The 25667-nt window shown below is 70.8% G+C and carries 25 protein-coding genes; 17 read left to right on the top strand and 8 right to left on the bottom strand.

Annotated elements, in window-relative coordinates; genetic code table 11:
* Positions 1 to 45 precede the first annotated feature (45 nt).
* Complete coding sequence (gene coaA, locus V9G19_RS22950; protein WP_462288101.1) at positions 46 to 978, bottom strand: type I pantothenate kinase; 933 nt, start codon at positions 976 to 978, stop codon at positions 46 to 48.
* Between the two features lie 110 nt (positions 979 to 1088).
* On the opposite strand from coaA, the gene glmS reads away from it, so the two are divergent.
* From glmS to V9G19_RS22935, 3 genes are read left to right on the top strand one after another with little or no spacing between them, the layout of a single operon-like run.
* Positions 1089 to 2948, top strand: coding sequence for a glutamine--fructose-6-phosphate transaminase (isomerizing) (gene glmS / locus V9G19_RS22945; RefSeq protein WP_462287712.1), 1860 nt, complete (start codon positions 1089 to 1091; stop codon positions 2946 to 2948).
* A 7-nt stretch (positions 2949 to 2955) separates the two neighbouring features.
* Positions 2956 to 3315 carry a holo-ACP synthase gene (locus V9G19_RS22940; RefSeq protein WP_462287711.1) on the top strand — a complete coding sequence of 120 codons (360 nt, stop codon included), beginning with the start codon at positions 2956 to 2958 and terminating at the stop codon, positions 3313 to 3315.
* Complete coding sequence (locus V9G19_RS22935; RefSeq protein ID WP_462287710.1) at positions 3312 to 4802, top strand: bifunctional ADP-dependent NAD(P)H-hydrate dehydratase/NAD(P)H-hydrate epimerase; 1491 nt, start codon at positions 3312 to 3314, stop codon at positions 4800 to 4802. Before V9G19_RS22940 ends, V9G19_RS22935 begins: the two co-directional genes overlap by 4 nt.
* A gap of 36 nt (positions 4803 to 4838) precedes the next feature.
* Here the strand turns inward: V9G19_RS22935 and V9G19_RS22930 are convergent, their stop codons facing one another.
* Together V9G19_RS22930 and V9G19_RS22925 are read right to left on the bottom strand one after the other, a co-directional pair.
* Positions 4839 to 5609, bottom strand: a complete 771-nt coding sequence (locus tag V9G19_RS22930; RefSeq protein ID WP_462287709.1) for a polyphosphate polymerase domain-containing protein — start codon at positions 5607 to 5609, stop codon at positions 4839 to 4841.
* Entirely contained in the window at positions 5606 to 6193 is a 588-nt protein-coding gene (locus tag V9G19_RS22925) for a DUF4956 domain-containing protein (RefSeq protein ID WP_462287708.1), read from the bottom strand. Before V9G19_RS22925 ends, V9G19_RS22930 begins: the two co-directional genes overlap by 4 nt.
* Before the next feature lie 235 nt (positions 6194 to 6428).
* Here V9G19_RS22925 and V9G19_RS22920 point away from each other — a divergent pair, with 235 nt between their 5' ends.
* Genes V9G19_RS22920 through tsaD form a run of 8 tightly spaced genes read left to right on the top strand, consistent with a single transcriptional unit; the run spans position 6429 to position 14384 of the window.
* Positions 6429 to 7484 (top strand): glycosyltransferase, encoded by a 1056-nt coding sequence (locus V9G19_RS22920; RefSeq protein ID WP_462287707.1) that lies wholly within the window; start codon positions 6429 to 6431, stop codon positions 7482 to 7484.
* 4 nt (positions 7485 to 7488) lie between these two features.
* On the top strand, positions 7489 to 8997 hold the full coding sequence (locus tag V9G19_RS22915) for an FGGY family carbohydrate kinase (protein ID WP_462287706.1): 1509 nt from the start codon (positions 7489 to 7491) through the stop codon (positions 8995 to 8997).
* A gap of 13 nt (positions 8998 to 9010) precedes the next feature.
* Positions 9011 to 10201 carry an alanine racemase gene (alr, locus tag V9G19_RS22910; protein ID WP_462287705.1) on the top strand — a complete coding sequence of 397 codons (1191 nt, stop codon included), beginning with the start codon at positions 9011 to 9013 and terminating at the stop codon, positions 10199 to 10201.
* Between the two features lie 8 nt (positions 10202 to 10209).
* Positions 10210 to 11403, top strand: a complete 1194-nt coding sequence (locus V9G19_RS22905) for an alpha/beta fold hydrolase (RefSeq protein WP_462287704.1) — start codon at positions 10210 to 10212, stop codon at positions 11401 to 11403.
* Positions 11400 to 11924, top strand: coding sequence for a tRNA (adenosine(37)-N6)-threonylcarbamoyltransferase complex ATPase subunit type 1 TsaE (tsaE, locus tag V9G19_RS22900; protein ID WP_462287703.1), 525 nt, complete (start codon positions 11400 to 11402; stop codon positions 11922 to 11924). The genes V9G19_RS22905 and tsaE overlap by 4 nt, the downstream gene beginning before the upstream one ends.
* On the top strand, positions 11921 to 12742 hold the full coding sequence (gene tsaB / locus V9G19_RS22895; protein ID WP_462287702.1) for a tRNA (adenosine(37)-N6)-threonylcarbamoyltransferase complex dimerization subunit type 1 TsaB: 822 nt from the start codon (positions 11921 to 11923) through the stop codon (positions 12740 to 12742). Before tsaE ends, tsaB begins: the two co-directional genes overlap by 4 nt.
* Before the next feature lie 5 nt (positions 12743 to 12747).
* On the top strand, positions 12748 to 13329 hold the full coding sequence (rimI, locus tag V9G19_RS22890; protein ID WP_462287701.1) for a ribosomal protein S18-alanine N-acetyltransferase: 582 nt from the start codon (positions 12748 to 12750) through the stop codon (positions 13327 to 13329).
* Complete coding sequence (gene tsaD, locus V9G19_RS22885) at positions 13326 to 14384, top strand: tRNA (adenosine(37)-N6)-threonylcarbamoyltransferase complex transferase subunit TsaD (RefSeq protein ID WP_462287700.1); 1059 nt, start codon at positions 13326 to 13328, stop codon at positions 14382 to 14384. The genes rimI and tsaD overlap by 4 nt, the downstream gene beginning before the upstream one ends.
* Positions 14385 to 14446: 62 nt before the next feature.
* Here the strand turns inward: tsaD and V9G19_RS22880 are convergent, their stop codons facing one another.
* Entirely contained in the window at positions 14447 to 14806 is a 360-nt protein-coding gene (locus tag V9G19_RS22880; protein ID WP_462287699.1) for a hypothetical protein, read from the bottom strand.
* Positions 14807 to 15092: 286 nt separating this feature from the next.
* Positions 15093 to 16406 (bottom strand): glycoside hydrolase family 3 N-terminal domain-containing protein, encoded by a 1314-nt coding sequence (locus tag V9G19_RS22875; RefSeq protein ID WP_462287698.1) that lies wholly within the window; start codon positions 16404 to 16406, stop codon positions 15093 to 15095.
* 50 nt (positions 16407 to 16456) lie between these two features.
* Between V9G19_RS22875 and V9G19_RS22870 the strand changes: the two genes are divergently transcribed.
* The 4 genes from V9G19_RS22870 (at position 16457) to V9G19_RS22855 (ending at position 19808) form a co-directional block, all read left to right on the top strand.
* Complete coding sequence (locus V9G19_RS22870) at positions 16457 to 17434, top strand: nucleoside hydrolase (RefSeq protein ID WP_462287697.1); 978 nt, start codon at positions 16457 to 16459, stop codon at positions 17432 to 17434.
* Entirely contained in the window at positions 17404 to 18276 is an 873-nt protein-coding gene (locus tag V9G19_RS22865) for a ribokinase (protein ID WP_462287696.1), read from the top strand. Before V9G19_RS22870 ends, V9G19_RS22865 begins: the two co-directional genes overlap by 31 nt.
* A gap of 105 nt (positions 18277 to 18381) precedes the next feature.
* Entirely contained in the window at positions 18382 to 18996 is a 615-nt protein-coding gene (locus V9G19_RS22860; RefSeq protein ID WP_462287695.1) for a GDSL-type esterase/lipase family protein, read from the top strand.
* The gene (locus V9G19_RS22855) at positions 18993 to 19808 is read left to right on the top strand and encodes an LLM class F420-dependent oxidoreductase (RefSeq protein WP_462287694.1); all 816 of its coding nucleotides are present in this window, start codon (positions 18993 to 18995) and stop codon (positions 19806 to 19808) included. The genes V9G19_RS22860 and V9G19_RS22855 overlap by 4 nt, the downstream gene beginning before the upstream one ends.
* Positions 19809 to 19811: 3 nt before the next feature.
* On the opposite strand, the gene V9G19_RS22850 is transcribed toward V9G19_RS22855, so the two are convergent.
* From V9G19_RS22850 to V9G19_RS22840, 3 genes are read right to left on the bottom strand one after another with little or no spacing between them, the layout of a single operon-like run.
* Positions 19812 to 21038 carry a THUMP-like domain-containing protein gene (locus V9G19_RS22850; protein WP_462287693.1) on the bottom strand — a complete coding sequence of 409 codons (1227 nt, stop codon included), beginning with the start codon at positions 21036 to 21038 and terminating at the stop codon, positions 19812 to 19814.
* Between the two features lie 54 nt (positions 21039 to 21092).
* Positions 21093 to 22070 (bottom strand): M24 family metallopeptidase, encoded by a 978-nt coding sequence (locus V9G19_RS22845; protein ID WP_462287692.1) that lies wholly within the window; start codon positions 22068 to 22070, stop codon positions 21093 to 21095.
* Positions 22071 to 22102: 32 nt separating this feature from the next.
* The gene (locus V9G19_RS22840) at positions 22103 to 22912 is read right to left on the bottom strand and encodes a GNAT family N-acetyltransferase (RefSeq protein ID WP_462287691.1); all 810 of its coding nucleotides are present in this window, start codon (positions 22910 to 22912) and stop codon (positions 22103 to 22105) included.
* A gap of 217 nt (positions 22913 to 23129) precedes the next feature.
* Here V9G19_RS22840 and groES point away from each other — a divergent pair, with 217 nt between their 5' ends.
* Both groES and groL read left to right on the top strand, forming a co-directional pair.
* Positions 23130 to 23426 (top strand): co-chaperone GroES, encoded by a 297-nt coding sequence (gene groES / locus V9G19_RS22835; protein WP_462287690.1) that lies wholly within the window; start codon positions 23130 to 23132, stop codon positions 23424 to 23426.
* Positions 23427 to 23453: 27 nt separating this feature from the next.
* On the top strand, positions 23454 to 25067 hold the full coding sequence (gene groL / locus V9G19_RS22830) for a chaperonin GroEL (protein WP_462287689.1): 1614 nt from the start codon (positions 23454 to 23456) through the stop codon (positions 25065 to 25067).
* Positions 25068 to 25667 lie beyond the last annotated feature (600 nt).

Here is a 25667-nt window from a genome sequence, read left to right as displayed (position 1 = left end):
AAGTGACTCGCGCCGCCATGGGTTCGTCGACCCATGCGTGATGCGTCACAGTTTGCGCAAACCGATGCGCTCGACCCGATGGTGTGCGTCCTTGGTGAGCACCAGGGTGGCCCGGCCGCGGGTCGGCTGGATGTTCTGGATCAGGTTGGGTTCGTTGATCCGCCGCCAGATGTCGGCGGCGGTGGCGCGGGCCTCGGTGTCGGAGAGCGCGGCATACCGGCGGAAATAGGAGTCGGGGTTGGCGAATGCCGTCTGCCGCAACCGCAGGAAGCGTTCGACATACCAGCGCCGGATGTTAACCAGGTCGGCATCGACGAAGACGGAGAAGTCGAAGAAGTCGCTGACCGCGAGGCTGGAGAGGCCGGTGGCGTCGGGCAGGGGGGCCTGGAGCACGTTCAGCCCCTCGACGATCAGCACGTCCGGGTGGTTCACGACGATCGACTCGCCCGGGACGATGTCATAGGTCAGGTGCGAATAGACCGGCGCCTCGACCCGGGCGACTCCCGACTTGACCTCGGTGAGGAAGCGCAGCAAGCTCGCCCGGTCGTAGGAGTCGGGGAAACCCTTGCGGTGCAACAGGCCCCGCGCTTCCAGCTCTGCGTTGGGCAGCAGGAATCCATCGGTGGTCAACAGGTCGACGCGAGGTGACTCCGGCCAGCGGCGGAGCATCTCGCGCAGCAGCCGGGAGGTCGTGGACTTGCCGACGGCAACCGAGCCGGCGACGCCGATGACGAACGGGGTCTTGGTGGGCTTCTCCCCGAGGAACTGGCCGGTAATGCCGTGCAATCGGGTCGCCCCGGCGATGTAGTAGGCGAGTAACCGGGACAGCGGCAGATAGATCTCCTCGACCTCGGCGGTGTCGATCCGCTCGCCGAGACCGGCCAGCCGTTGGATATCGGCCGGCCCCAGGGTCAGTGGATGATTGGCGCGCAGCCGGGCCCACTCCTCGCGGGCAAATTCGACATAGGGCGAAACCATCGCCAGCGGTGGCGTCGGTGACACGGGCACGCCGCCCATTGTTCACCACGCCGCCGCGCGATCGAGCGAGGTCCGAGCCGGAATCTGGCTGAGCACCTACGCTGGAGCGCATGTGCGGAATCGTCGGCTATGTCGGCCCCACCACCGGCGACAGGGCGCTGGAGGTGGTCCTGCAGGGGCTGGCTCGGTTGGAATACCGCGGCTATGACTCGGCCGGTGTGGCGTTGGTCACCGACGATGGGATCGCCGCCGACAAACGGGCCGGCAAGCTGGAGAACCTGCGCGCCTCCCTGCGCGCGAACCCGCTCCCGCCCTCGCGGACCGGGATCGGGCACACCCGCTGGGCCACCCACGGCGGCCCGACCGACGCCAACGCCCATCCCCATCGTGGTGGGGCCGGCGACCGGCTCGCGCTCATCCACAACGGGATCATCGAGAACTTCCACGTCCTCAAACGCGAACTCCTCGCTGACGGAATGGATTTCGCCTCCGACACCGACACCGAGGTGGCCGCCAAACTGGTCGGCCGGGAGTTTGACGCCTCCGGCGACCTGACCGCGGCGATGGTTGCGGCGGTCCAGCGGCTCCAGGGCGCCTTCACCCTGCTGGCGGTGCACGCCGATCAGCCCGGGGTTGTGGTCGGCGCCCGCCGCAACAGCCCGCTCGTCGTCGGCCTCGGCGACGGCGAGAACTTCCTTGGTTCCGACGTCGCCGCCTTTATCGGGCACACCCGCCAGGCGCTCGAGCTCGGCCAGGACCAGATCGTCACGATCACCCCCGACTCGTATGCCGTGATCGGATTCGACGGAGCCGCCGCCGAAGGGAAGCACTTCGAGGTGGCGTGGGACGCCAGTGCCGCCGAGAAGGGCGGCTATGTGACATTCATGGAGAAGGAGATCAACGAGCAGCCGCATGCCGTTGCCGACACGCTGCTCGGCCGCTTCGACGAGCAGGACCGACTGGTTCTCGACGAGATGCAGATCACCGAGGAACAGCTGGAAGCAGTCGAACGGATCACGATCATCGCTTGCGGCACAGCGGCATACGCGGGCATGGTCGCGAAATATGCGATCGAGACGTGGGCGCGTATCCCGGTAGAGGTCGCGCTCGCCCACGAGTTCCGCTATTGCGACCCGATCATCAGCGACCGCACGCTTGTCGTGTCGATCAGCCAGTCGGGCGAGACAATGGACACGCTAATGGCCGTGCGGCACGCCCGCTCCCTCGGCGCCCTCACGCTGTCGATCTGCAATACGCACGGTTCGACGATCCCGCGCGAATCCGACGCGATCCTCTATACCCACGCCGGCCCGGAGATAGCTGTTGCCTCGACCAAGGCCTTCCTCGCGCAGATCACCGCGGCCTACATCCTCGGTCTCTATCTGACCCAGCTGCGCGGTGGACCGCAGGCCGAGGAGGCGCGCACGGTGATGAAGCAGTTGCAGGAGATGCCGCCCAAGATCGCCGAGCTGTTGCGCCGCATGGACCGGGTCAAGGAGATCGCCCGGTTCATGGCCGACACCCGCTCGGTCCTCTTCCTCGGGCGCAATGTCGGCTTCCCGGTGGCCTTGGAGGGCGCGCTCAAGCTCAAGGAGCTGGCCTATATCCACGCCGAGGGGTTCGCCGCCGGCGAGTTGAAACACGGTCCGATCGCGCTCATCGAGCCCGGGCAGCCGGTGTTCATCGTCGTGCCCTCCCCGGACGAGCCGCACGGGCTGCACGACAAGGTCGTGTCCAACATCCAAGAGATCCGCGCCCGTGGTGCTCGCACGATCGTCATCGCCGACGAGGACGACACCGAGGTCGAGCCGTTCGCCGACGAGGTGATCCGGATCCCGGCGGCATTGCCGCTGCTGTCGCCCCTCCTCGCCATCGTTCCGCTGCAAGTCTTTGCCCTGCAGCTGTCCTCGGCCAAGGGGCTGGACGTCGACCAGCCACGCAATCTCGCCAAGAGCGTCACCGTCGAATGAGGCCAGCGTGATCGTCGGAGTTGGGATCGATGTCGTCGACGTCGCACGCTTCGGCGAGAGCCTCGAGCGCACCCCGCGGCTGCTGGAACGGCTGTTCACCCCGGCCGAACGAACGCTGTCGCTGAATTCGCTCGCGGCGAGGTTCGCGGCCAAGGAGGCGCTGGCGAAGGCCATCGGCGCGCCCGTCGGGCTCAACTGGCAGGACGCCGAAGTGGTCAGCGGCGCGGATCGCCGACCTCACCTGAAGTATGCCGGGACGGTCGCCGAACGAGTCGCGGAACTCGGTATCCGCACGGTTCACTTGTCCCTGTCCCATGACGCCGGGATCGCCTCGGCCGTCGTCGTCTGTGAAGGGGAGGCACCATGATCGACGCCTATCCGATCGCTGCCGTGTATGCCGCCGAGAGGCTCACCATGGCACCCCTCGCCGACGGCGAGCTGATGGATCGCGCCGTGGACGGACTGGTCAAGGTGGCGCGGGCTCGACTGCGCGACCGGCCCGGGCGCTCCGTTGCCGCTCTTGTCGGTCCCGGCAACAACGGGGGCGATGCCCTGTATGCCGCCGCTCGGTTGGCGATGCGCGGATTTGACTGTGCCGCTGTCTATTTGGCGGACGCGGTGCAGGCCGGTGCACTCCGCGCGGCGCTTCAAGCCGGGGTGGTCATGAAGCCGGTGCGAGACGACAGCCCGGTCGACGCGGCGAGCGCCGTCATCGAGCGCGCAGACGTCGTCCTGGACGGCATCGTCGGAATCGGTGGCCGACCCGGGCTGCCCGAGTTCGCGCAGCCGTGGGTCGCCGCCATCCCCGACGACGCCTATGTCATCGCGGTGGACCTGCCCTCGGGGCAAGATCCCGCTGGAGAGGTTGCCGATGCGCTGGGGGTCTGGGCCGACGAGACCGTGACCTTTTCGCTTGCCAAGCCGGTCCACCTCCTGCCCGCGACCGAGCCGGCGTGCGGTTTGCTCACGATCATCGACATCGGCATCGACCCTGCCTCGGCCGCCGCCGATCCCGTCGTGCGCCGACTCGACCCCGGTGATGTGGCCGCGCTTTGGCCGGTGCCGAAGCCCAGCGACGACAAGTATTCCCGAGGCGTCCTCGGGATCGTCGCCGGCGGCGAGAACTACAGCGGCGCAGCCCTGCTCGCCGTGAGTGCGGCGGTGGCTGCCGGGGCCGGGATGGTCCGTTATGTCGGCACACCGACACCGGCCGCGCTCGTGCGGTCCGCGGTGCCCGAGGCGGTGCACGGGCCCGGGCAGGTGCAGGCGTGGGTGATCGGCCCGGGTTTGGATGTCGCCGCGCGACACCGGGGCGCCAAGGCGCAACTCGATGTGGCGCGGGAGGTCCTCGCCGGTGACACGCCCGTTGTCATCGACGCCGGTGGTCTCGACCTCGTCAATGGAAAGCGCTCCGCGCCAACCTTGTTGACGCCACACGCTGGGGAATGTGCGCGTCTGCTCACACGGCTGCGCCGACCTGCGCCGCGCCGCGAGATCGCCCGCGCCGAGGTGACCTCGCGGCCGGTGCAACATGCGCGAGAACTCGCCGGCCTGACCGGCGCGACGGTGCTGCTCAAGGGATCGACGACGATCGTCGTCTCTCCCGGTTCCGACCTGACCCATGCGCAGGCCAGCGCGCCCGCGTGGCTGGCAACCGCCGGTGCCGGTGACGTCTTGTCCGGGCTGCTCGGCACGCTCGTGGCCGCCGGGCTCGACCTGTCCACGGCCGGTGCGCTGGGCGCGCTCGTTCATGGTCTGGCGGCCAACCGGGCCAATCCGGGGGGCCCGGTGCGGGCGAGCGGTGTGGCGGCCGCGATTCCCGGCACGGTCGCCGCGGTGCTGCGCGTCGGCTGAGCCGGGCTCCGGACCGCCGTGTCCTGACCAATGTGCTCAGAAGTGCCGCCGGAGCGTGCGCGTCCAGCGATTGCGGGGGAGGTCGCTATGCAGTGCGGCGAGCCCGGTCGCGAATTTGCTGATCCGCGCCGGGCGGATCCCCAGCGACCACAGCAGCCGATCCATCTCGCTGACCCGGCCGGCGGACTTGGTCTCGATGATGCCCAATTCGGGCAGCCCGAGCGCGTGCCCGCCGGTCAGGGCGTGCCAGCGCAGGCCGGTGTCGACGGTCACGCGGCTGGCCTGATCGGCGAGCAGCAGTGTCGTGCGGCGGTATTCGGTGGTCAGCACCGGGCCCAGCCGCTCGACCGGGCCTGGATCGATGCCGGCGTGCAACAGCGTGGAGCCGACGAAGTCCGCGCCCGTGGCCGTCAACCGGCCGCCGTCCGTATGCCGCCCGGCAAGCCGGCTCTTGACCGTCGCCGCCCCGGAGCGGGTCTTGACCTCTAGGTACTCCTCTCCGGAGGAAAGGTAGGTGCGAGTGCGCACCTTGAAGCGGCGCCGCCGCCGGTGGGCGGCGCCGTGGAAGGTGTCCAGGTCGGGGGTATCGAGATAGGTGCTCGCGTAGTCGAAGGACCGCTCGCCCGCGATATCGAGCACGCGGGTCCCGTCGGGGGCGAGTTCGAGGACCATCTCGAGGTCGGCTCCGGTGACGGCGTACTTGCGGTCGACTCGGGTCAGCAGTCCGGCGCGGGCGATCAACTCCTCCAGCCCGATCGGTTCGAGCGGGTCCACGGCACGGGCGGCCCGGTCCATGGCAACGGTCACCGGAGCACCTCGGCCTCGGGCCGGACCTGGGTGGGCAACTGCGCCGGCACCTCATAGCGGACCTCAACGGTCGTCGAGTCGTTGACGTGGTCGACCTTGAGGACCGTCAGCCCGTGCACGGCGGCGCCCAGCCGTTGTTCCAGATGGGCATGCAGGGCGTGCTCGTTGTCGAATGCCCTGTCCAACACCATGATTTGCCGGCGGTAGCCGCTGAGCAGGCGGGGGTGGTCGCCGGCCCACATGACCGCGACAATCACCGCCATGAGGATCGCGGGCAGCCACACGGGGCCGACCGACAGGCCGCTGAGCAGTCCGAGCGACAGCGCGCTGAAGTAGTAGGCGACCTCGTGTTGGGCGAGTTCGTCCGAGCGCAGCCGGATGATCGACAACACGCCAAAGAGCCCGAGCCCGAGGCCGGCGCTGACCGCACTGTCGAGTAGCGCCGAGGCGACCGCCATGACACCGACGTTGACGCCGAGGTAGGCGACAACCAGGTCGCGGCGGCGATGCCGCGGGAAGTACAGGCCGAAGACGAGGACGAGGATCGCGACGAGATTGGCCGCATAGACGCTGAGGGCTGCCATGACTGCTCCAGGTGACGAAGGGACCGGATCGGGGAACGGGAACCGCGTGGTTCGTGATCGGTGACCATTCATCCGTCCCACCCTGTGTGTCCGCTGTGCCTGCCTGCGGCCTCGGCTTTGAACTGCGGATCCGCTGCTCAGGACGGCCTCATCACGGCGCCACGGTGACCTGACAGGCCGGTCACAGCACCGGGGCTCAGCCTCGTGCCATGAACCACATCCGAGTGAGCCAGCCATGATCGTCCTCATCCCGGCATACGAACCGGACGAGCGTCTCGTTGCGCTTGTGCGCCAGATCCGTTCCGCTGCAACCGAGTTGAACGTGCTGGTCGTCGACGACGGGAGCGGAGCGGCATACCGGATGCTGTTTGACGAGGCGGCCCGCGCGGGCGCCGTCGTCATCCGGCATGAGGTCAACCGCGGCAAGGGACGAGCCCTCAAGACCGGCTTCGCCTATGCCGCGAGCCTGTGGCCGGGTGAGCCGCTCGTCTGCGCGGACTCCGACGGTCAGCACACGGTCCCCGACATCCTCGCCGTCGCCGAGCGCGTGCAGGGGCACGACCGGGTGATGGTCTTGGGAGCCAGGCAGTTCACCGGCACGGTCCCGCTGCGGTCGCGGGCCGGCAACGGCATCACCCGGCGGCTGTTCTTCCTCACCACCGGCATGGACCTGACCGACACCCAGACCGGATTGCGCGGTTATCCGCCCGACCTCATCGAGTGGCTGATAGAGGTCCCCGGCGAACGCTTCGAATACGAGCTGGAGCTGTTGTTGCGCGCGCGGCAGGCGCAGATCCCGGTCGTGGAGGTGCCGATCGCAACCGTTTATCTCGACGGGAACGCCTCCTCGCACTTCCGGCCGGTGCAGGACTCGGCGCGGGTCTATGCGCCGCTGCTGCGGTTTGGTGCCTCCTCGGCGTTCGCCGCGGGGGTCGACTATGCCGCGCTGTTCGGGCTGCACGCCCTCACCGGCAGCCTGCTGGCCTCGGTCGTCGGTGCCCGGGCGACCAGCGCGGGGGTGAACTATCTGACCAACCGCCAGTTCGTCTTCGGCCGCGGCGAGCGCCGGTCGGGGCGGCGCTATGCCGCCCTTGTCCTGGCGATCCTCGCCGCCAACTTGGCGCTGATGCACCTGCTCGTCGTCGGTCTCGGCGCCTCGCTGCTGCTCGCCAAACTGGTCACCGAGGGCACGCTCTTCTTCGTCTCGTATGCCGTGCAGTCCCGCCTCGTCTTCGCCCACCGGCTGCGCCCCGCCCCGATGGCCGCGCCCGTCCGCAGCCGGGCAGGATAGGCGCATGACGCGACGTGCGGCCCTGGGAATCGATCTCGGCACCTCCTCGGTCAAGGTCGTGGTGCTCGATGTCGATACCGGGCAGGTGCTGGGGCAGGCCGGCGCGGCCTACCCGGTGCACCGGCCGCATCCGGGCTGGGCCGAGACCGATCCCCAGGAGTGGTGGGCAGCGGTGCGTCAGGCCGCCGCCTGGGCCCGCGCCGCGGCCGGCGAGCCGCAGATCACCGGAATCGGGTTGTCCGGGCAGATGCATGGGGTCGTCCTGGTCACCGCGGCCGGCGAACCGGTCCGGCCGGCGATCTTGTGGGCCGACGCCCGCGCCGGCGACGAACTGGACGTCTACCGGGGCCTCGAGCCGGCGCTGCGCTCCCGGCTGGCCAACCCGCTCAGCCCCGGCATGGCCGGGCCGATCCTCGGTTGGCTGCACCGGCACGAGCCGGCGACGGTCGCCGCCGCGAGCGCCGCGATCGCGCCCAAGGACTGGATCCGTGCCCGGCTGACCGGCGCCGTCGCCGCGGAGGCGAGCGATGCCTCGGCGACGCTGCTCTATGACGTGCTCGAGGAGGACTGGAGCGCGCCGACAGCGGCCGCCCTCGGCATACGCGCTGAGCTGTTGGCGCCCATCCATCCCAACTCACTCGCCCACGCGGGGGAGCTGCGCGCCGATGCCGCCGCAGATCTTGTTCTGCCGCAAGGAATCCCGGTGGCCGCGGGGGCAGCCGACACGGCTGCGGCGTTGCTGGGCAGCGGGCTCACCGAGGTTGGCGCCGTCCAGCTGACGATCGGCACCGGGGTGCAGATCGTCACACCGGTGGCGGCGCCCACCCCGGAAACGGTTGCCGCCCTGGGCGATCCGGTCAGCCATTTGTATCGCGCGGCCGGTCCCGGCGATTGGTATGCGATGGCGGCCGGCCTGACCGGCGGGCAGACCCTCGCGTGGGTGATCGGCGTCCTCGGCGTCGACTGGGCGCAACTGTATGCCGCGGCCGGGCGCGAGCCGGCGGCCGACGACCCGGTCTTCCTGCCCCACCTCGTCGGCGAGCGCACCCCCTATCTTGACACCTCGATGCGCGGCGCGTGGACCGGTTTGGATGCCCGCCACGACCGCGAGGCACTGCTGTATGCCGCGCTCGAAGGCGTCGCGTTCGCCGCGGCCGACGGCCTGGACGCGCTGCCCGGCATACCTCCGTCCGGGCGGGAGCTGCGGATCGCCGGCGGGGGGACCACCGACCCGCGCTTTCGGCAGTTGCTCGCCGACGCGCTCGACGCCCAGCTGGCCGCCGTCGAGGTGCCCAGCGCATCGGGGCGGGGAGCCGCCTTGACCGGCCTGGCGGTCGCGACCGGTGCCCGCTCCGTCGCCGACCTGGGCGGCGGCGGCGCGGTGGAGCCGGTCGCGCAGCCCGGCGCTCACCGGGAGCTGCTGGCCGCCCGGCGGCGCACCTATCGGGTGCGCCTGGCCGCCCTGCGCGCTCATCCGTCCGGTGAGTCCAGCGGCCGTGCCGCCAGCGCCTAAACTGGCGTTCGACATGACCGAACCGTCCGCCCCCACGCCGCCCTCGCTCGAGCCCGAGTCCGAGGCCCCAGCCGGGGCATCCGGCTATGTCGAGATCGACCTGGACGCGATCCGCGACAATGTCCGCGAGCTGAGGCGTCGCGCTGGGGACGCCGAACTCATGGCCGTGGTCAAGGCCGATGCCTACGGGCACGGGGCCCTGCCCAGCGCCCGGGCCGCCCTCGCGGGGGGCGCCACCTGGCTCGGCGTGGCCCAGCTCGCCGAAGCGCTGCACGTGCGCGCCGCCGGCATCACCGCCCCGATGCTCACTTGGCTCTATGTTCCCGGCGCCGACTTCGACGCCGCAATCCTCGCCGGCATCGACCTCGGCGTCGCCGCCCCGTGGGCGCTCGATGCGATCATTGCCGCCGCCCGACGGCGGGGGACGAGCGCCCGGATCCACCTCAAGGTCGACACCGGGCTGACCCGAGGAGGCGCGCTCGGGACGGGCTGGGGCGAGCTGATCGCCGCCGCGGCGCGGGCCCACGCCGAGCGCTCGGTCGAGATCGTCGGCGTCTGGTCGCACTTTGCGTATGCCGATGCTCCCGACCACCCGACCGTCCGCTCCCAGCAGCGCGTCTTCGAGGACGCGGTCGCCGAACTGGCCCGTGCCGGCATCACCGACGTGCGCCGGCACCTGGCGAATTCGGCTGCGACGCTGACCAATCCGTCGGCGCACTACGACCTGGTCCGACCGGGGCTGGCCGTCTACGGGTTGTCGCCGATTCCCGACCTGCAAACCAGCGCGCAGCTCGGCCTGCGGGAGGCCATGCGCGTGATCGCGCGGCTGGCGCTGGTCAAGGCGGCTCCCGCCGGGGCCGGGGTGAGCTACGGGCATACCTACCACACGGCATACGACACGACGGTGGGGTTGGTCCCGCTCGGCTATGCCGACGGGATCCCGCGGGCCGGCACCAACGTCGGTGAGGTTCTTGTGGCCGGGCGCCGGCTGCCGATTGCGGGCCGGGTGTGCATGGACCAGTTCGTCCTCGATCTCGGGCCCGAAGCGAGCGAGCGGGCGGGGGAGGAAGTCGTGGTGATCGGCCGGGCGCACGCGGGGGAACCGACCGCGGAGGACTGGGCCCGGGCCACCGGGACGATCAGCTACGAGATCGTCACCCGGATGGGGCCGCGGCTGCCGCGCGTCTATCTGGCGGGGGCCTGATGCCCCGGATGCGGACCACCGTCGTGCGCTCGCTGGGAGTCGCGGCCGTTGTCGGTGTGGCCGGCGCTGCGACTGCCGCGGTGCGTGCGGCGTCGAGCAAGCGGCGGGCCTTGGACGGCATCGACGCCATCGAGGTGCAGGACGAAAAGCCGTTCAGCTGGGCGGCCGATCGCGTCGAGACGGTGCGGACGAGCGATGGCGTCGAGTTGCACGTCGAGATCGACGAGCCGGAGGGCCACGACAGCCGGCCGAGCGTCATCTTCTCCCACGGCTACTGCCTCACTGCCGCGTCGTGGATCCACCAGCGTCGGGCGTTGGTTGCGGCCGGGTATCGCTGCGTCCTGTGGGATCAGCGTGGTCATGGGCAGTCCGGGCATGGCAATCCCGACAACAGCACCGTCGACCAGCTCGGCCTCGATCTCGCGGCAGTCATCGAGCGCACCTGCCCGACGGGGCCGATCGCGCTCGTCGGTCACTCGATGGGCGGCATGACGATCATGGCGCTTGCTCTCGAGCGGCCCGAGCTGGTCGCCGAGCGGGTCTGCGCGACCGCGCTCGTGGCGACGAGCGCCGGAGGCAAGGGGCTGGTCACGACCGGCTTCGGTGCGGTGCTTGGCGGCGTTTTGCATCGCTATGGACCGCGCGTTCTGGTCGGGCTGTCGGCTCAACGGGGGCTGTGGCAGCGGGCGCGGGGGATGGCGCGGGATGTGGAATCCCTTTTTGTCGAACGCTTTTCGTTTTCCTCTCCCGTCTCGGAGGAGACCGTGCGGTTCTGTGCGGACATGCTGATGGGGACCGACCTGCAGGTCGTGGGCGCCTTCCTCGGCTCGCTGGAGAAGCACGACAAGACCGCTGCCCTCGAGGCGTTCGCCGGTATGCCGGTGCTCGTGGTCAACGGCGAGGAGGACGTCATGACGCCCCCCGAGGACAGCGCCGCGATCGTCGCCGCGTTGCCGGGCGCCGAGCATCTGCTCGTCACCGACGCCGGCCACTTGGTCATGCTCGAGCATCCGAGCCTGGTCAACCTGCACCTGCTCTCCTTCCTCGACCGGGCCGGCGAGAGCGTGCGCGAGACCGTGTCGACGCCGCGCAAACGCGAGCGGGTGACCGACCTGCGCCGGCGGCACGTCGTCGCCGAAATCGCGGGCGGCCGGGCGCGGCGCGGCGCCAGGAAGTCGCGCGCGGAGGAATCGCAGCCGTGACTGGCCGCTGCTTCGGGCCGGGGGAGTTGCGCACCGCCGCCGAGACGGCCGGCTTTGGCCGCGCGTTGGCGACGGTGTGTCGCGCCGGTGATCTCGTTGTCCTGGCGGGGGATTTGGGTGCCGGCAAGACAACACTGACCCAGGGGATCGGTGCCGGTTTGCGGGTGCGTGGCGACGTCACGTCCCCGACCTTTGTCATCGCCCGGGTCCACCCTCCGCTCGGGGATGGTCCCGCTCTCGTGCACGTCGACGCCTATCGGCTCGGCTCGATCGCCGAGCTGGACGACATGGACCTCGACGCCACCCTCGAGCAATCCGTGACCGTCGTCGAATGGGGCGAGGGGCTGGCCGAGGACCTCGCCGACAGCCATCTGCTCGTCGTGCTGGAAGCCGATCCGGTGACCGAATGCCGGCGGGTGCGGATCGATGCCGTCGGTGAGCGGTGGGCCGCGCCGGCTGTGCGCGCTGCCCTGGAGGCGCTCGTGGCGGGCGGCGGCGCGTCGGGCCGGGACCGGTCGTGAGCCGCTCTCCCGATGAGGTGTTGCTGGCGATCGACACCGCGACCGCCGCGGTCGCCGTCGCGGTTGTGCGCGACAGCGCGGTCCTTGCCCAGACCGCGGTCCACGACGCGCTGCGGCACGCCGAGGTTCTCGCGCCGGCGATCGAAGCCGTTGTGCAGCAGTCAGGTTTGGCGTTTTCCGCACTGTCCGGGATCGTCGTCGGGACCGGCCCGGGACCGTTCACCGGGCTGCGCGTGGGGGTGGTCACCGCGACGACCCTGGGCTATGCCCTCGGCGTGCCGGTGCACGGCGTGTGCTCCCTCGATGCCCTCGCCGAGTCGTATGCCGCCGCCGGCCGCGCCGCGTCGTCCACCCCCGCCGAGGCCGCGAGTCGCGACGACGCGCCTGTGGATGATGCGCCGGAGTTCGTCGTCGCCACGGACGCCCGGCGCAAGGAGGTCTACTGGGCGAGTTACCGGCTCGATGCCGACGGCCTGCCGGTGCGCCTCGAGGGGCCCGCCGTGGACAAACCCGCGCACCTGCCCGACCGGCTGCGCCGCCTGCCCGTGGTCGGGCGCGGCGGCCAGCTGTATGCCGAGGTGTTCGGCCCGCCGGTCGGCCCAGCCGAGGTCGCCGCGGCGAGCCTGGCCGCGCTCGCCCGGCGTCGGTTGGCTGCCGGCGAGTCACTGCCGGTGACCCCGCTGTATCTGCGGCGCCCGGACGTGCGCGAGCCCAGCGCGCCCAAGACGACGCTGCTGCCTGCCGCACGCAGGGCACGGGGGCGCGGAACGTCGGCGCGTGCAGCGCTCGCAGGTGATCCGCCGACGGAGTCGAGGTGAATCCGATGACGCCGGTTTCGCAGGAATCGGTGGCGCCGGAATCTGATGCGCCGACATCGGGTGCGCTGAAAACGGGTGCGCTGGATGCCGTTCCGCCCTCTGCCGGGTCCGGTGGTGTCGCAGCGGTCCGCGCGCTCTGCTGGCCGGACATTCCCGCCGTTGCCGCGGCCGAGGCGGAGCTATTCCCCGACGACGCGTGGTCCCCGGCGAGTTGGTGGGGCGAACTTGCCGCTCGTCCGCGCCGCGACTATGTCATCGCGGTCGACCCCGGCGGCGCGCTGCTCGGCTATGCGGGAGCCGATCATGGCGGCGAGGTGAGCGATCTGATGACGATCGCCGTCACCAGCGCTGCCCGCGGGCGCGGGCTGGGCCGGCTGCTGCTCGCCGAGATCGAGCACCGTGCCCGGGCGCGAGGTGCCGCGGCGCTGCTGCTGGAAGTGCGCGCCGACAATGCCGCGGCGCTCGAGCTCTACCGCTCCAGCGGCTTCGACGTCCTGTCGACGCGGCGCCGCTACTATCAACCCGGCGATGTCGACGCCGTTGTGATGCGGAAGCTGTTGGCAGACAAGGGTGGTGATGCGACGTGAGCGAGGAGCCGCTCGTGCTCGGCATCGAGACGTCGTGTGACGAGACCGGGGTGGGGGTCGTGCGCGGCGAGAAGTTGCTCGTCGACGCGATCGCGAGCAGCGTCGATGAGCACGCCCGCTTCGGTGGCGTCGTCCCCGAGGTGGCGAGCCGGGCCCACGTCGAGGCGATGATCCCGACGCTGGAGCGGGCCCTGACCGGGGCGAACGTCGCGCTCGGCGACCTCGACGCGATCGCGGTGACCTGCGGGCCGGGTCTTGCCGGAACGCTGATGGTCGGCGTGGCCGCGGCGAAGGCGCTGACGCTCGCCCTCGGCATACCGCTCTATGGGGTCAATCATCTGGCCGCGCACGTCGCCGTCGACATCGTCGAGCACGGGCCACTTCCTGAACCCGTTCTGGCACTGCTTGTTTCGGGCGGGCATTCGTCGCTGCTGCTCGTGCCCGACGTGACCGACGACGTGCGCCCGCTGGGTGCGACGATCGACGACGCCGCCGGTGAGGCCTTCGACAAGGTCGCCCGCGTCCTGGGGCTGCCGTTCCCGGGTGGCCCACACATCGATCGGGCTGCACGCGAGGGACAGATCACGATCGACTTCCCGCGGGGGTTAACGACCGGCCGCGATCTGGAGCGGCACCGATTCGACTTCTCGTTCTCGGGGCTCAAGACCGCGGTTGCCCGGTGGGTGGAGGCCGAGCGCCAGGCGGGGCGGGATGTGCCCGTCGCCGACGTCGCCGCCTCCTTCCAGGAAGCCGTCGTCGATGTGTTGACCCGCAAGGCGATTCGTGCCGCGAAGGAGCATGGCGTGGCCGATCTGCAGATCGGCGGCGGCGTGGCGGCCAACTCCCGGCTGCGTGCCCTCGCCCAGGACCGCGCCGACGCTGCCGGCATCCGGCTGCGCGTCCCGCGCCCCGCGCTGTGCACCGACAACGGCGCGATGGTCGCCGCCCTCGGCGCCCAACTGGTCGCCAAGGGCCGATCCCCCTCGGGGCTCGACCTGCCCGCCGACTCCTCCCTCCCCGTCACCCTGGCCCACGTCCCCGACCAAATCGGCTGAGGTCTGGTGTTTTCGCTGAGGTCGTACTACCGGTAGTACGACCTCAGCAAAAAGACCAGACCTCAGCGTGCTTGGTCAGCCGCAGTGGTCATGTCGCCGAAATCGCGGGGCACGTAGAGGCCGGGAACCGGCCGGATCCGCCGCCTGACCGATTCCGGGAAGCGGCGCTGCATGTCGGCAAACAGCAGGCCGGGGTCGCGGAGGTCTTCGGCGACGCGTCGGCGCAGGCGCACGCCCACGGCGCGAAGGGCGTCTTCGCGGGCCTTCTCAGCCATGAGAGGCGCCAGCGGATCGTTGTCATCGGCATACTTCTCTCGGCCGTCGTACTCCTCGCCGATCACGATCTGGTCCTCGCCAGAGCCCATGCCGGGGTTGAGTTTCCAGGCGAGATCTACAAAGAAGGTCGTGTTGCCGATCGTCACCGGGTATTGGCAGGTGGGCGGCGGCAAGCCTCCGGCCACCCCAACCCAGCGCAACGAGGTCTCCATCGCCGAGCCGGACCAACCGTCCGCGTGACGTACGACCGCTCGTGATTGAACGACACCGCGATGACCCGCCCGCAGGAAGAGCCGGTCCTGTAACTAGTCTCGACGAGCGTGGCGTGCGTGAAGCGCGACCTCCCCCGCCTGTGGAGAACTGTCAGGGCTGCCCGGACGAACCTGTGGAAAACCTCCCCTATCACGCCTCGGCGGGTTTCTCAGCGGGTTGTCAGCGGGGGCGGGGGCAGGAGGTCAGGCCGCGGGCGGTCTTCAGGGTGAGCACGCGGAGCACGGCGGCATCGACCTGATCGGCGAACGCAGGGTCGCCGGCCGCGCGAGCCACGAGCGCCTGCTGCATTGTCGGTATGTCGCTCGCGCGGGCGGTGAGGACGATGTCGCCGCCGGCGGCAACGAATCGGGTTGCCCGATCGCCGACGGGAATGGCGGCGACCGACCGCGCGGCGCCCACGTCGTCGGTGATCACGACGCCCTCCCAGCCGAGCCGGCCGCGCAACAGGTCGGTGACGATCGCGCGGGAGAAGATCGCCTGATTCTCCGGGTCGATCCGCGGATATCGCGCGGTCGAAACCATCACGAAGTCGACCCCGGCAGCTATCCCCGCGGCGAACGGCTCGAGATTGGGATCGGACTCGGTGGCAACGGAATCGGTGATGCCGCCAGCCGTATTGTCGGTGTTTCCCCGGATCCGGCCGATGCCCGGGAAGTGCTTGACGGTCGTCGCCACGCCACCCTCGTGCATCCCCGCGACAACGGCCTCGACCGCAGGCGCGACCGCCTTTGGAGTGGACCCGAACTCGCGGCGATGTGCGCCGATCGGGGCGTTGGCGGTCCCGATGTCGGCCGGGACCGTGTCGGCGACGGGCGCGAGGTCGACGTTCACGCCCGCGGCGGCGAGCTCGCGCGCCCAGCCGGAGGCTGCCCGGATCAGGTCGGCGGCCGGCCAACCGCCTTGCTCGGTCGCGGCCGGAATCGAGGAAAAGCCCGGCCCGGTCAACTGCTGAACCTGCCCGCCCTCCTGGTCGGCGGCAACGAACAACTCCACCTCGCCGTCGACGGCCGCCTGCAACCGGCGCGAGGTCGCCGCGATCTGCGCCGCGCCCGCGGACCAACCCCCGAGGTAGATCACCCCGCCGACCGACCTGGCGGCGATCTGCCCGGTCACGCCCCCGAGTCCCTCGGCGGGAGTCACCGCGACCATGAGCAGCTGACCGGCTCGCTCGGCGGCGCTGAGACCGTCGGCCAGGTCGGCGACACAGGCGGCAGGAGCATCCGCGGACGAGGTGGGCGCGCTGGAGGCCGCCGCCGGGCTGCTCGAGGAGGCCGTGCTGCCTCCCGGCGTCGGACCAACCGATCGCCCGCCGGCGGACGAGGCCGGAGACTTCGGGCTGCTCATCGAGGGGCGTCCGCTGGTCGGCGTGCACGCACTCAGCAGGGCGAGCGCGGCAACCGCCCCGACACCAACCCGTCCGACACCAACCAGTCCGACACCACCTCGGCCGACCGCAGGGCGCTGGCTTCTCACGCGCTCACCTTAGGCCGGAACGCCGGCAGCCCCTCACTAGGCTTGCCGCTGTGCCGACCCGCATTCCCGTGATCCTCGACGTCGACACTGGCGTGGACGACGCCTGCGCGATTCTGTTCGCGGCCCGCCACCACGGCCTCGACCTGCGCGCGGTGACCTGCGTGGGCGGCAACGCGCCCCTGCCCGACGTCGTGCGCAACACGCTGACCGTGCTCGACATCCTCGGCCGCACCGAGGTGCCGGTCGCCGCCGGCGCCGACCGGCCGCTGCTGGAGGACCCGGTGGACGCGCGGCACGTCCACGGCGCCGACGGGATGGGTGACCTCGGCCGGACGCCGTCGACGCGACGGCCGGACCCGCGCCACGCCGTGGAGTTGCTGCGCGACGCCCTGCGCGCAGCGGCAACCGCGGGGGAGCGGATCACGCTCATCCCGCTCGCCCCGATGACCAATATCGCGCTCCTGTTGCGCACCTATCCCGATGTCGCCCAAGGGATTGCGCGCATCCTCTTCATGGGAGGCTCGGCGGCGACCGGCAACGCGACCGCCTCGGCCGAGTTCAATGTCTTCCACGACCCCGAGGCCGCGGCGATTGTGCTCGACGCGAGCGCCGACCTCGGCATACCGATCTCGATGTATGGCCTGGACGTCTTCTATCGGCCGCGGATCACCCGCGAGCAGGCCGCTGAGCTGATGGCCGCCGACCCGGCCGGACCGGCGGGCCTGGCCGGTGAACTGATCGCCTTCCAGTGCCGCCGGTTTGCCACCGACGCGGCAACGATCGGCGACGCCGGAGCGGTGTGCGCAGTCGCCAATCCCGAGGGCCTGCGGACCACGCCGCTGCCGGTGCGCGTCGAACTCGCCGGGCGCTATACCCGCGGCCGCACGGTCGTCGACCACCGCGACTGGTCCGGCGATCTGACCCACGACCCGCACGGCCAGTCCGATGTCGTCGTCGACGTCGCGCTCGACATCGCCGCCGAGCGGTATGCCGCCCTATGGCTCGACACGATCCGCGGCGGCCGCTGATGGGCCGGGTCGTCATCGTCGGGTCGATCAATGTCGACCAGATCGCCCGGGTCGAGCGCCACCCCAAGCCCGGCGAGACCGTCCTCGCGATCGCCCACCAGGAGCTTGCCGGCGGCAAGGGCGCCAACCAAGCGATCGCGGCGGCAGCGGCGGGCGCCGACGTGCTCATGGTCGGCTGTGTCGGGGAGGACGACCTCGGCACGGCATACCGCCACCGACTCGCCGAGCGCGGCATCGACGTGACCCACGTCTGGGCGAGCCGCAGCGAACCGACCGGAGCGGCATACATCACCGTGGACGAGGATCGGGAGAACACGATCGTCGTGGTCCCCTTCGCCAACCAGGGCGTCGCCAACGGCTGGCCCGAGCACTTCCCCGACCTTAACGCCGGCGATGTCGTCGTGCTCCAGCTCGAGATCGACCTCAGCGCCGTGCGGTGGGCGGCCGAGCGCGCTCACGAGCGCGGCGCCCGGGTCGTCCTCAACATTGCCCCGTATGCCGATCTGCCCAGCTCCCTGCTCGCGCTCGCCGATCCGATCGTCGCCAACGAGCACGAGGCGCTGCGGCTCGCCGATTCCGGTGCCGGCGCCGGCTCGCTGCTCGTCACGATGGGGGCCAACGGCGCCGTCTGGGACGGGCAGGTCGTGCCCGCCGTCGAGGTGGCGCCCGCGGACGTGATCGACACGACCGGCGCGGGTGACGCCTTCGTCGGGGCGCTCGCCGCGGCCCTCGCTGCGGGCGCGTCCCGGGAGGAGGCGATGCGCGCCGCCGCGGTCGCCGGCGCCGATGCGGTGACTTATCCCGGTGCCCAGCGCGACGCCCGCCTGCGCGGACGTCGCTGACCGCAAGGCCGCTGACCGCGACGCCGCTGACCGGGCCGCCGCAGACCGCGCCCGCCACCCGGCGGGTGTTCTTATCGGATTCGGGCGCGGGATAATGTGTGGGCCGTGACTGCAGACCCCACCACGCCTCCGCGCCGCGACGTCGGCCTCGTCTTCCTCGGCGACTCCCTGGTCACCGGGATCGGCGACCCCCGGGGCCAGGGCTGGGTCACCCGGGTGGTGGCCCGCAGCCAGTCCGACGACCTGGACTTAACGGCATACAACCTCGGGGTCCGCGGGGCGACCTCGGCCGAAGTGCTGGAACGCTTCCGCGCCGAGTGCCCGCCACGTTTTGCCGGTCGGACGGAGCGCCGGGTGATCGTCTCGACCGGCCGGGCCGATGTCGGGTGTGGCCTGAGCGTGGCGCGCCATCGGCTCAACCTCGCCACGATCCTCGACGACGCCGCCAGCACGGGCATCGCGACCTTCGTCGTCGGCCCGCCGCCGACCTCCAGCGCCTCGGCCAATGCCCAGCTGGAAGCCTTCGTCGACGCCCAGGCCGATGTCTGCTCCCGTCGGGGCGTGCACTTCGTCGACTGTTTCCGCCCGCTGCTCGGCCACGACCAGTGGGAATCCGACCTGGCCGCGGCCCGCATCCCCGAGCACCCGGGGCAGGCGGGGTATGGCCTGATCGCGTGGCTGGTCCTTAACGGCGGCTGGCGCGAGTGGCTGGGCCTGTGACCGCGGCCGCTGGGCCGGTCCGGATCGGGCTGCAACTGCAACCGCAACACGCCGACTACGGCGCGCTCCGTGAGGCCGTGGCTGCCGCCGAGGAGATGGGCGTCGACGTCCTGTTCACCTGGGACCACTTCTTCCCGCTCAATGGCGACCCCGACGGCAAGCATTTCGAATGCTGGACGGTCCTGGCCGCCTGGGCCGAGCAGACCAGCCGGGTCGAGATCGGCGCCCTGGTGACCTGCAACTCCTACCGCAACCCCCAGCTGCTCGCCGACATGGCCCGGACCATCGACCACATCAGCGCCGGCCGGCTGATCCTCGGCCTCGGCGCCGGCTGGTTCGAGCGCGACTACGCCGAGTACGGCTATCCCTTCGGGACGGCAGGCAGCCGGCTGGACGACTTCGCCGCCGCGCTGCCGCTCATCGAGGAGCGCTTGGACAAGCTCAACCCGCCCCCGACCCGGCACGTTCCGGTCCTCATCGGCGGCGGCGGGGAGAAGAAGACGTTGCGGCTGGTCGCCCGGCACGCCGACATCTGGCACAGCTTCGAACAGGGCGAGGCGCTCGCCCACAAACTCGACGTGCTCCGCGAACACTGCGAACGCGAAGGCCGTGACGTCGGCGACATCGAGATCTCGGTCGGTGTCGGTGGCCGCGGCCGCGACGGCCGCCAGCCCGAAGCCCCGGAGATCGAGGGCGCCCCGCTCTACGACCTCGGCGCCCGGCTGTTCAGCATGGGGGCCGGGGGACCGGCATACGACATCGGGTTTGTGCAGCCCTGGCTGGACTGGCGCGATGCGATGAACGGCGGCTGAAGCTCACGCCGGCTCGACGACGATCGCCGCCAGCGCCCCGGCGACCGGCGTCAGGACGACGACGGCCTGCGCCCCGTTGCCCGCGCCGCGCCCGACCCGCAGCTGCCGCCGCAACTCCCCCTCCTCCACCCCGGCGCCGCGCTGCTTGATCGTCACGCCGGTGATCCCGCGCTCGCGCAACCACATTCGCAGCCGCGCGGGTTTGTGCGGCATCGCGTCGACCACCCGATAGCGGCGCGCCGCGCCGATGTCGTATGCCGCGTGGCCGCTCACGTAGCCGACCCCGGCTTCCAGCTCGCTCCCGTCCGTCGCCGTGGTCACCGCGGCGGTCAGCCGCGCCTGGACGATCGCCTTGTCGACCTCGTAGAGCCAGGGCCCGAGGCCGGCGAGGCCGGACAGCGCCGGCGATGGCTCGGGCGCGTCGGCCTGGGTCACGGTCACCGCCGGCCGGTCCGGACGCAGGATCAGCGCGGTGCGCCCGGGTGTGGCCGCGAGCGGCCAATACCAGATCGCGCACTCGACGAGATCGCCCGACCAGGACACCCACTGCGCCTCTGCGCTTGGGGGAATCTCGTTGTGCGGGAACGCTGGTGCCAGCTTGGCCCCGGTCGCCGGAAGCCGCGCGGCCACGGCACACACCTGCTCCCAGCTCGGGCGCAACTGCGCCAGCCCGGTGACCCGGCGCGCCCGCCCGCGTGCATCCCGGATGCCGCTCTCCCGCCGACCGGGGTCGAGCCAGGCGCCGCTTCCCGTGACCTCGAGGTGGGCATCCTCGACCCGCCCCACCTCGGCCCGCGCCGCCGGCCACGGGCGCAGATTGGCGGCTGCGACCGCGGCGGTCACCGGGTCGGCGTCGATCGCGGCGACCGCCAGGCCGGCCGCGGCGAAGGCCCGCGCGTCCGCCCCGATGCCGCAGCCGAGATCGTGTACGCGCTCCACCCCCGCCGCCATGAACCTCGCCGCATGCACCGCCGCCACCTCGGCCCGGGTTGCCTGCTCCAAGCCTTCGGGGGTGAACAGCATGCCGGCCGCCTGCTCCGCGAACTTCGCCCGGGCCCGGGTGCGCAACTCCTGCTGGGTCACCACGGCGGCGGCCTGCTCGGCGCTCAAGCCATCCCGGCGCAACCGGGTGACGAGCGCGATGGCGTCCGAATCGGCATACGCACCAAGGTGGGTCAGCATGCGCTCGCCCGCGGGCGAGGTCAGCCAGGCCACCGCCGCCAGATCCACTCCTGCAGTATCGGCGAGTCGCGCCGATGTGCGCGACTCAGCCCCGTTTAGAGTTCATCGTCTGCTCGCCCCAGTCGGGCGGGAAGCCGATCCCCACCGGATAGCCGACCCGGCTGCTCTTGGCCAGCCCGTGCCGGGGCGATGACCTCGGCCGAGTCCCTCGCCGGTGATGTCCGCGAGCCGGGCGAGTTCGCGCGGCGGCGGGCCGAGGTGCAGCGTCCGGGCGACCGGAGCGTGATAGCGGTGGCGCGCACCCGAGAGTTCCAGCGCGACGGCGCCCTCGCCGAAGGGCTCGTCCGACCATGCCACATGCGGGTATGCCGCGTTGCGCCCCGCGAGCAGCAGCGGCGGGATCGCGGGGTAGTCACCTCCGGCACCCCGCATGCGGTCGTCGTCGCCCCCGGCGGCGGGAACGCCGCGGATCAACTCGGCATAGATCAGCGCCGCAGCATCGCATTGCCGCACGCCGGGACGGATGACGTCCTGCGCCACGGCGACGGCCTGCTCGGTGATTCGCGCGGCCGTCCGCATGATCGCTATCTCGGCCGCCGACTTCACCGCGCGCACCCAGGTGACGAGCCGAGGGATCTCGAGGACTTCCACGCCGCCCCCGAGGCCGGCGACCAGCGCCCGGTGCGCCCGCACCGGGTGGTACGGCGAGTCACTCTCCACGCCAACGACCGCGGCCGGGTCCAGCCGGTCCCGGACCCGCTCGGCGATCCACTCCATCGGATGGGAGTCTGCTTGCTGCACATAACTTTCCGGGTATCCAAGGACGTGATGTTCAGCCAGGCTGGTGGTCTGCCAGGCGCTGGCGGCATCGATCTCCCGCACGGCCAACAGGAGTTCGCCCGCCACGGGCACGACCAGGGCCTGGGGCACATTGAAGGAGTGCGCGGCATACCCGGTCAGGTAGTAGGTGTTCGCCGGGTCGGTGACGATCAGCGCGTCCAGCCCGTGCTCGCGCAGCAGCGCCTGGGTGCGCGCGAGGCGATCGGCATACTCCTCATCGCCAAAGAGCGCATCGGCCACGGCGGCATTCTCTCGCGCAACCGGCGAGCGCCTTAGCGGGACGGGCGGCGCCATTCATACGGCGTGGTCGTCGTGACCTTGACCAGCCCGGAGCGCTCCAGGATCGGGCGGGAGAACTCGGTGGAGTCGGAGTGGATAAGGCGCTTGCCGTGCGCGATTGCCGAGCGGGCGCGCGCGGCGGTCAGCGCGCGATAGATGCCGCGGCCGCGCCAGTGGGGACGAGTCGCGCCGCCCCAGATCCCGGCGAACTCGGTGCCGGCCACCGGCTCCAGCCGCCCGGCGCTGACAACCTCACCGGCGGCCTCGGCCACCCACATCTCCATGTCGTCACGCGTGGCCAACCGGTGGTGGACCTGCTCGGCGATCTCCGCGGCGAACTCGGGGGAGTCCCCAAAGACCTCCGCCTGCATCGCGAGCATTCGGTCGACATCGGCGGTCGCGGTGACCTGCCGGATCGTCACCTCGACGGGCGCAGCCACATCGACCGCAAGCAGCCGGGCCTCGCCGACCATGACCGACTCCGGCGCGTGCGGGACGAAGCCGTGCCGCAGCAGCGCCTCGTGCAACCCGGGCGCCTGGTCGTGACCGCGGGTCTTCCACTCGACCCGGCGGACCGCCGGATCGGCGCGGTAATGCTCGAGCGCCCCGGCGACCAGCGCGTCCATGCCGTCCGCGGGCACGCCGGTCAGGTCGCGATAGGTGATGAACCCTCGCCCGCGGCGATAGGTCCCCAACAGCAGCGGGCCGCGCTCGACGCGCTCGATAGCGCTGACCAACTCCGCGTCGCGACGCAGTTGCTCGTCGTATGCCGCCAGCAAGGCCCCCGAGTCGACACCCGTCACGATCGGCCAGCCTCCCCGACGCGCGTGTGCGGGCGCAACCGCAATTCACCGACTAGCACTCAAGTTGACCGAGTGCTAATCGCGGCATAGATTTCTCGTTGGCACTCTCGACCCGTGAGTGCCAACGCACCGAGGGTGCTCGACCCCCGCGACGGCGGGCTCCGCGCGGTGCACAACTGACGTTCACAAGTACCTACTTACAAGCGGAGGAGTCATCGTGTCGGTTGCCATCAAGCCGCTCGAAGACCGCATCGTCGTCAAGTCGCTCGAAGCCGAGCAGACGACGGCGTCCGGCCTCGTCATCCCGGACACGGCCAAGGAGAAGCCCCAGGAGGGCGAGGTCATGGCGGTCGGTCCGGGCCGGTGGAACGAGGACGGCGACGAGCGCGTCCCCCTCGACATCAAGGTCGGGGACCGGGTGATCTACAGCAAGTACGGCGGCACGGAGATCAAGCACGGCGGCGAGGAATACCTCATCCTCTCCGCCCGCGACGTGCTCGCCATCGTCGAGTGACGAGCCCCTAACGGACGAAGGACATCCATGGCTAAGCAATTGGAGTTCAACGACTCCGCCCGGCACTCACTCGAGCGCGGTGTCGATGCGCTCGCGAACGCCGTCAAGGTGACCCTCGGCCCCAAGGGCCGCAACGTGGTCATCGACAAGAAGTGGGGCGCCCCGACGATCACCAACGACGGCGTGACGATCGCCCGTGAGGTGGAGCTCGAGGACCCCTACGAGAACCTCGGCGCCCAGCTCGCCAAGGAGGTCGCCACCAAGACCAACGACATCGCCGGTGATGGCACCACCACCGCGACCGTCCTCGCCCAGGCGATGGTCAAGGAAGGCCTGCGCAATGTCGCGGCCGGCGCCGCCCCCTCCAGCCTCAAGCGCGGCATCGACGCCGCCGTCGAGGCACTCAACACCCGCCTGCTCGACAACGCCCGGGAACTCGGCGGCAAGGAGGAGATCGCCTCCGTCGCCGCCCTGTCCGCCCAGGACGAGGCCATCGGCGAGATCATCGCCGAAGCCTTCGACAAGGTCGGCAAGGACGGCGTCATCACCGTCGAGGAGTCCTCGACGGCCGAGACGGTCCTGGAGTTCACCGAGGGTATGCAGTTCGACAAGGGCTACATCAGCCCCTACTTCGTCACCGACCCGGAGCGGATGGAGGCCGTCCTCGAGGACGCCTACATCCTGATCCACCAGGCCAAGATCTCCACGATCGCCGAGCTGCTGCCGGTCCTCGAAAAGGTCATGAAGACCGGCAAGCCGCTGGCCATCATCGCCGAGGACGTCGACGGCGAGGCGCTGTCCACGCTGGTCGTCAATAAGCTGCGCGGCACGTTCAACGCCGTCGCCGTCAAGGCGCCCGGCTTCGGCGACCGCCGCAAGGCGATGCTGCAGGACATGGCGATCCTCACCGGTGGCCAGGTCATCGCCGAAGAGGTCGGCCTCAAGCTCGACCAGACCGGGCTCGAGCTGCTCGGCCAGGCCCGCCGCGTCGTCGTCACCAAGGACACGACCACGATCGTCGACGGCTCCGGCAACGCCGACGACGTGACCGGCCGGATCAATCAGATCAAGGCCGAGATCGAGAACACCGACTCCGACTGGGACCGCGAAAAGCTCCAAGAGCGCCTCGCCAAGCTCGCCGGCGGCGTCTGCGTGATCAAGGTCGGCGCCCACACCGAGGTGGAGCTGAAGGAAAAGAAGCACCGCATCGAGGACGCGATCTCGGCCACCCGCGCCGCGATCGAGGAGGGCATCGTCGCCGGCGGCGGCACCGCCCTCGTCCACGCGCTCCCCGCGCTCGACGACCTCGGCCTGACCGGCGACGAACTCACCGGCGCCAACATCGTGCGCAAGGCCGCCGCCGAGCCGCTGCGCTGGATCGCCGAGAACGCCGGTATGGAAGGCTACGTCGCCGTCTCCAAGGTCGTCGACCTGCCGATCGGCCAGGGCCTGAACGCCGCCACCGGCGACTACGAGGACCTGGTCAAGGCCGGCGTCGTCGACCCGGTCAAGGTCACCCGCTCGGCGCTGCGCAACGCCGCGTCGATCGCCTCGATGGTCTTGACCACCGACACCCTCGTCGTCGAAAAGAAGGAAGAGGAGCCCGCAGCTCCCGCGGCCGGCCACGGCCACGGGCACTGACGTCTATTTGATCCGACTCCTCATGGCCCCGTGTGGTCCGCTGGCGCGGTCCACACGGGGCCATCGTCGTCGGATCCGCAGTGTTGCGCTCGGGTCGGGTCGGGTGCCGCGCTGGTTGTTTACTCCTCGTGTCCGGTCCGCTGGCGCGTCGCTTGTCCGGATCGTGTAGGTCTCTGGTCGCTCTGGCAGCCAGAGACCTACACGATGAGCGCACTCGTTCTACTGCGGGATTGTCCCCGCGGAACGCCGCCGAGCCGCACAACGCGCGGGTGGGAACAGATCCGCGGTTCGGTCGTCACGGCGTGGCGCCATTCCGGGACCCGGTTGGGCATGTGGAGGCATTGGAGCGCCTGCTTTCCGACGATGGTGTTCGCGATGTTCTGGGGCTTTCCCTATGCTCGGGCACCTCACCGGCCGACATCCGTTGCGGCGCAGCAATCTCGTGTTCGCGACGGTGGCGTGCTCGTTGATCCCGTGGATTGTCGTATGGTGCTGGCCCGGCCGCGCTCGCCGACTTCCGGCTGGCGATGGCGGTGCAGCTCCCGCTTTATGTGATTGGGATCGTCGGGATCTATGTCACCGGCAGCAAGGCCCGCGCGG

Origin of the sequence: Nostocoides sp., assembly GCF_037045025.1 — a bacterium.
GTDB lineage: Bacteria > Actinomycetota > Actinomycetes > Actinomycetales > Dermatophilaceae > Nostocoides_A.
Note: the sequence above shows the minus strand (reverse complement) of the source record. Positions and strands in the feature narration are given on the sequence as shown.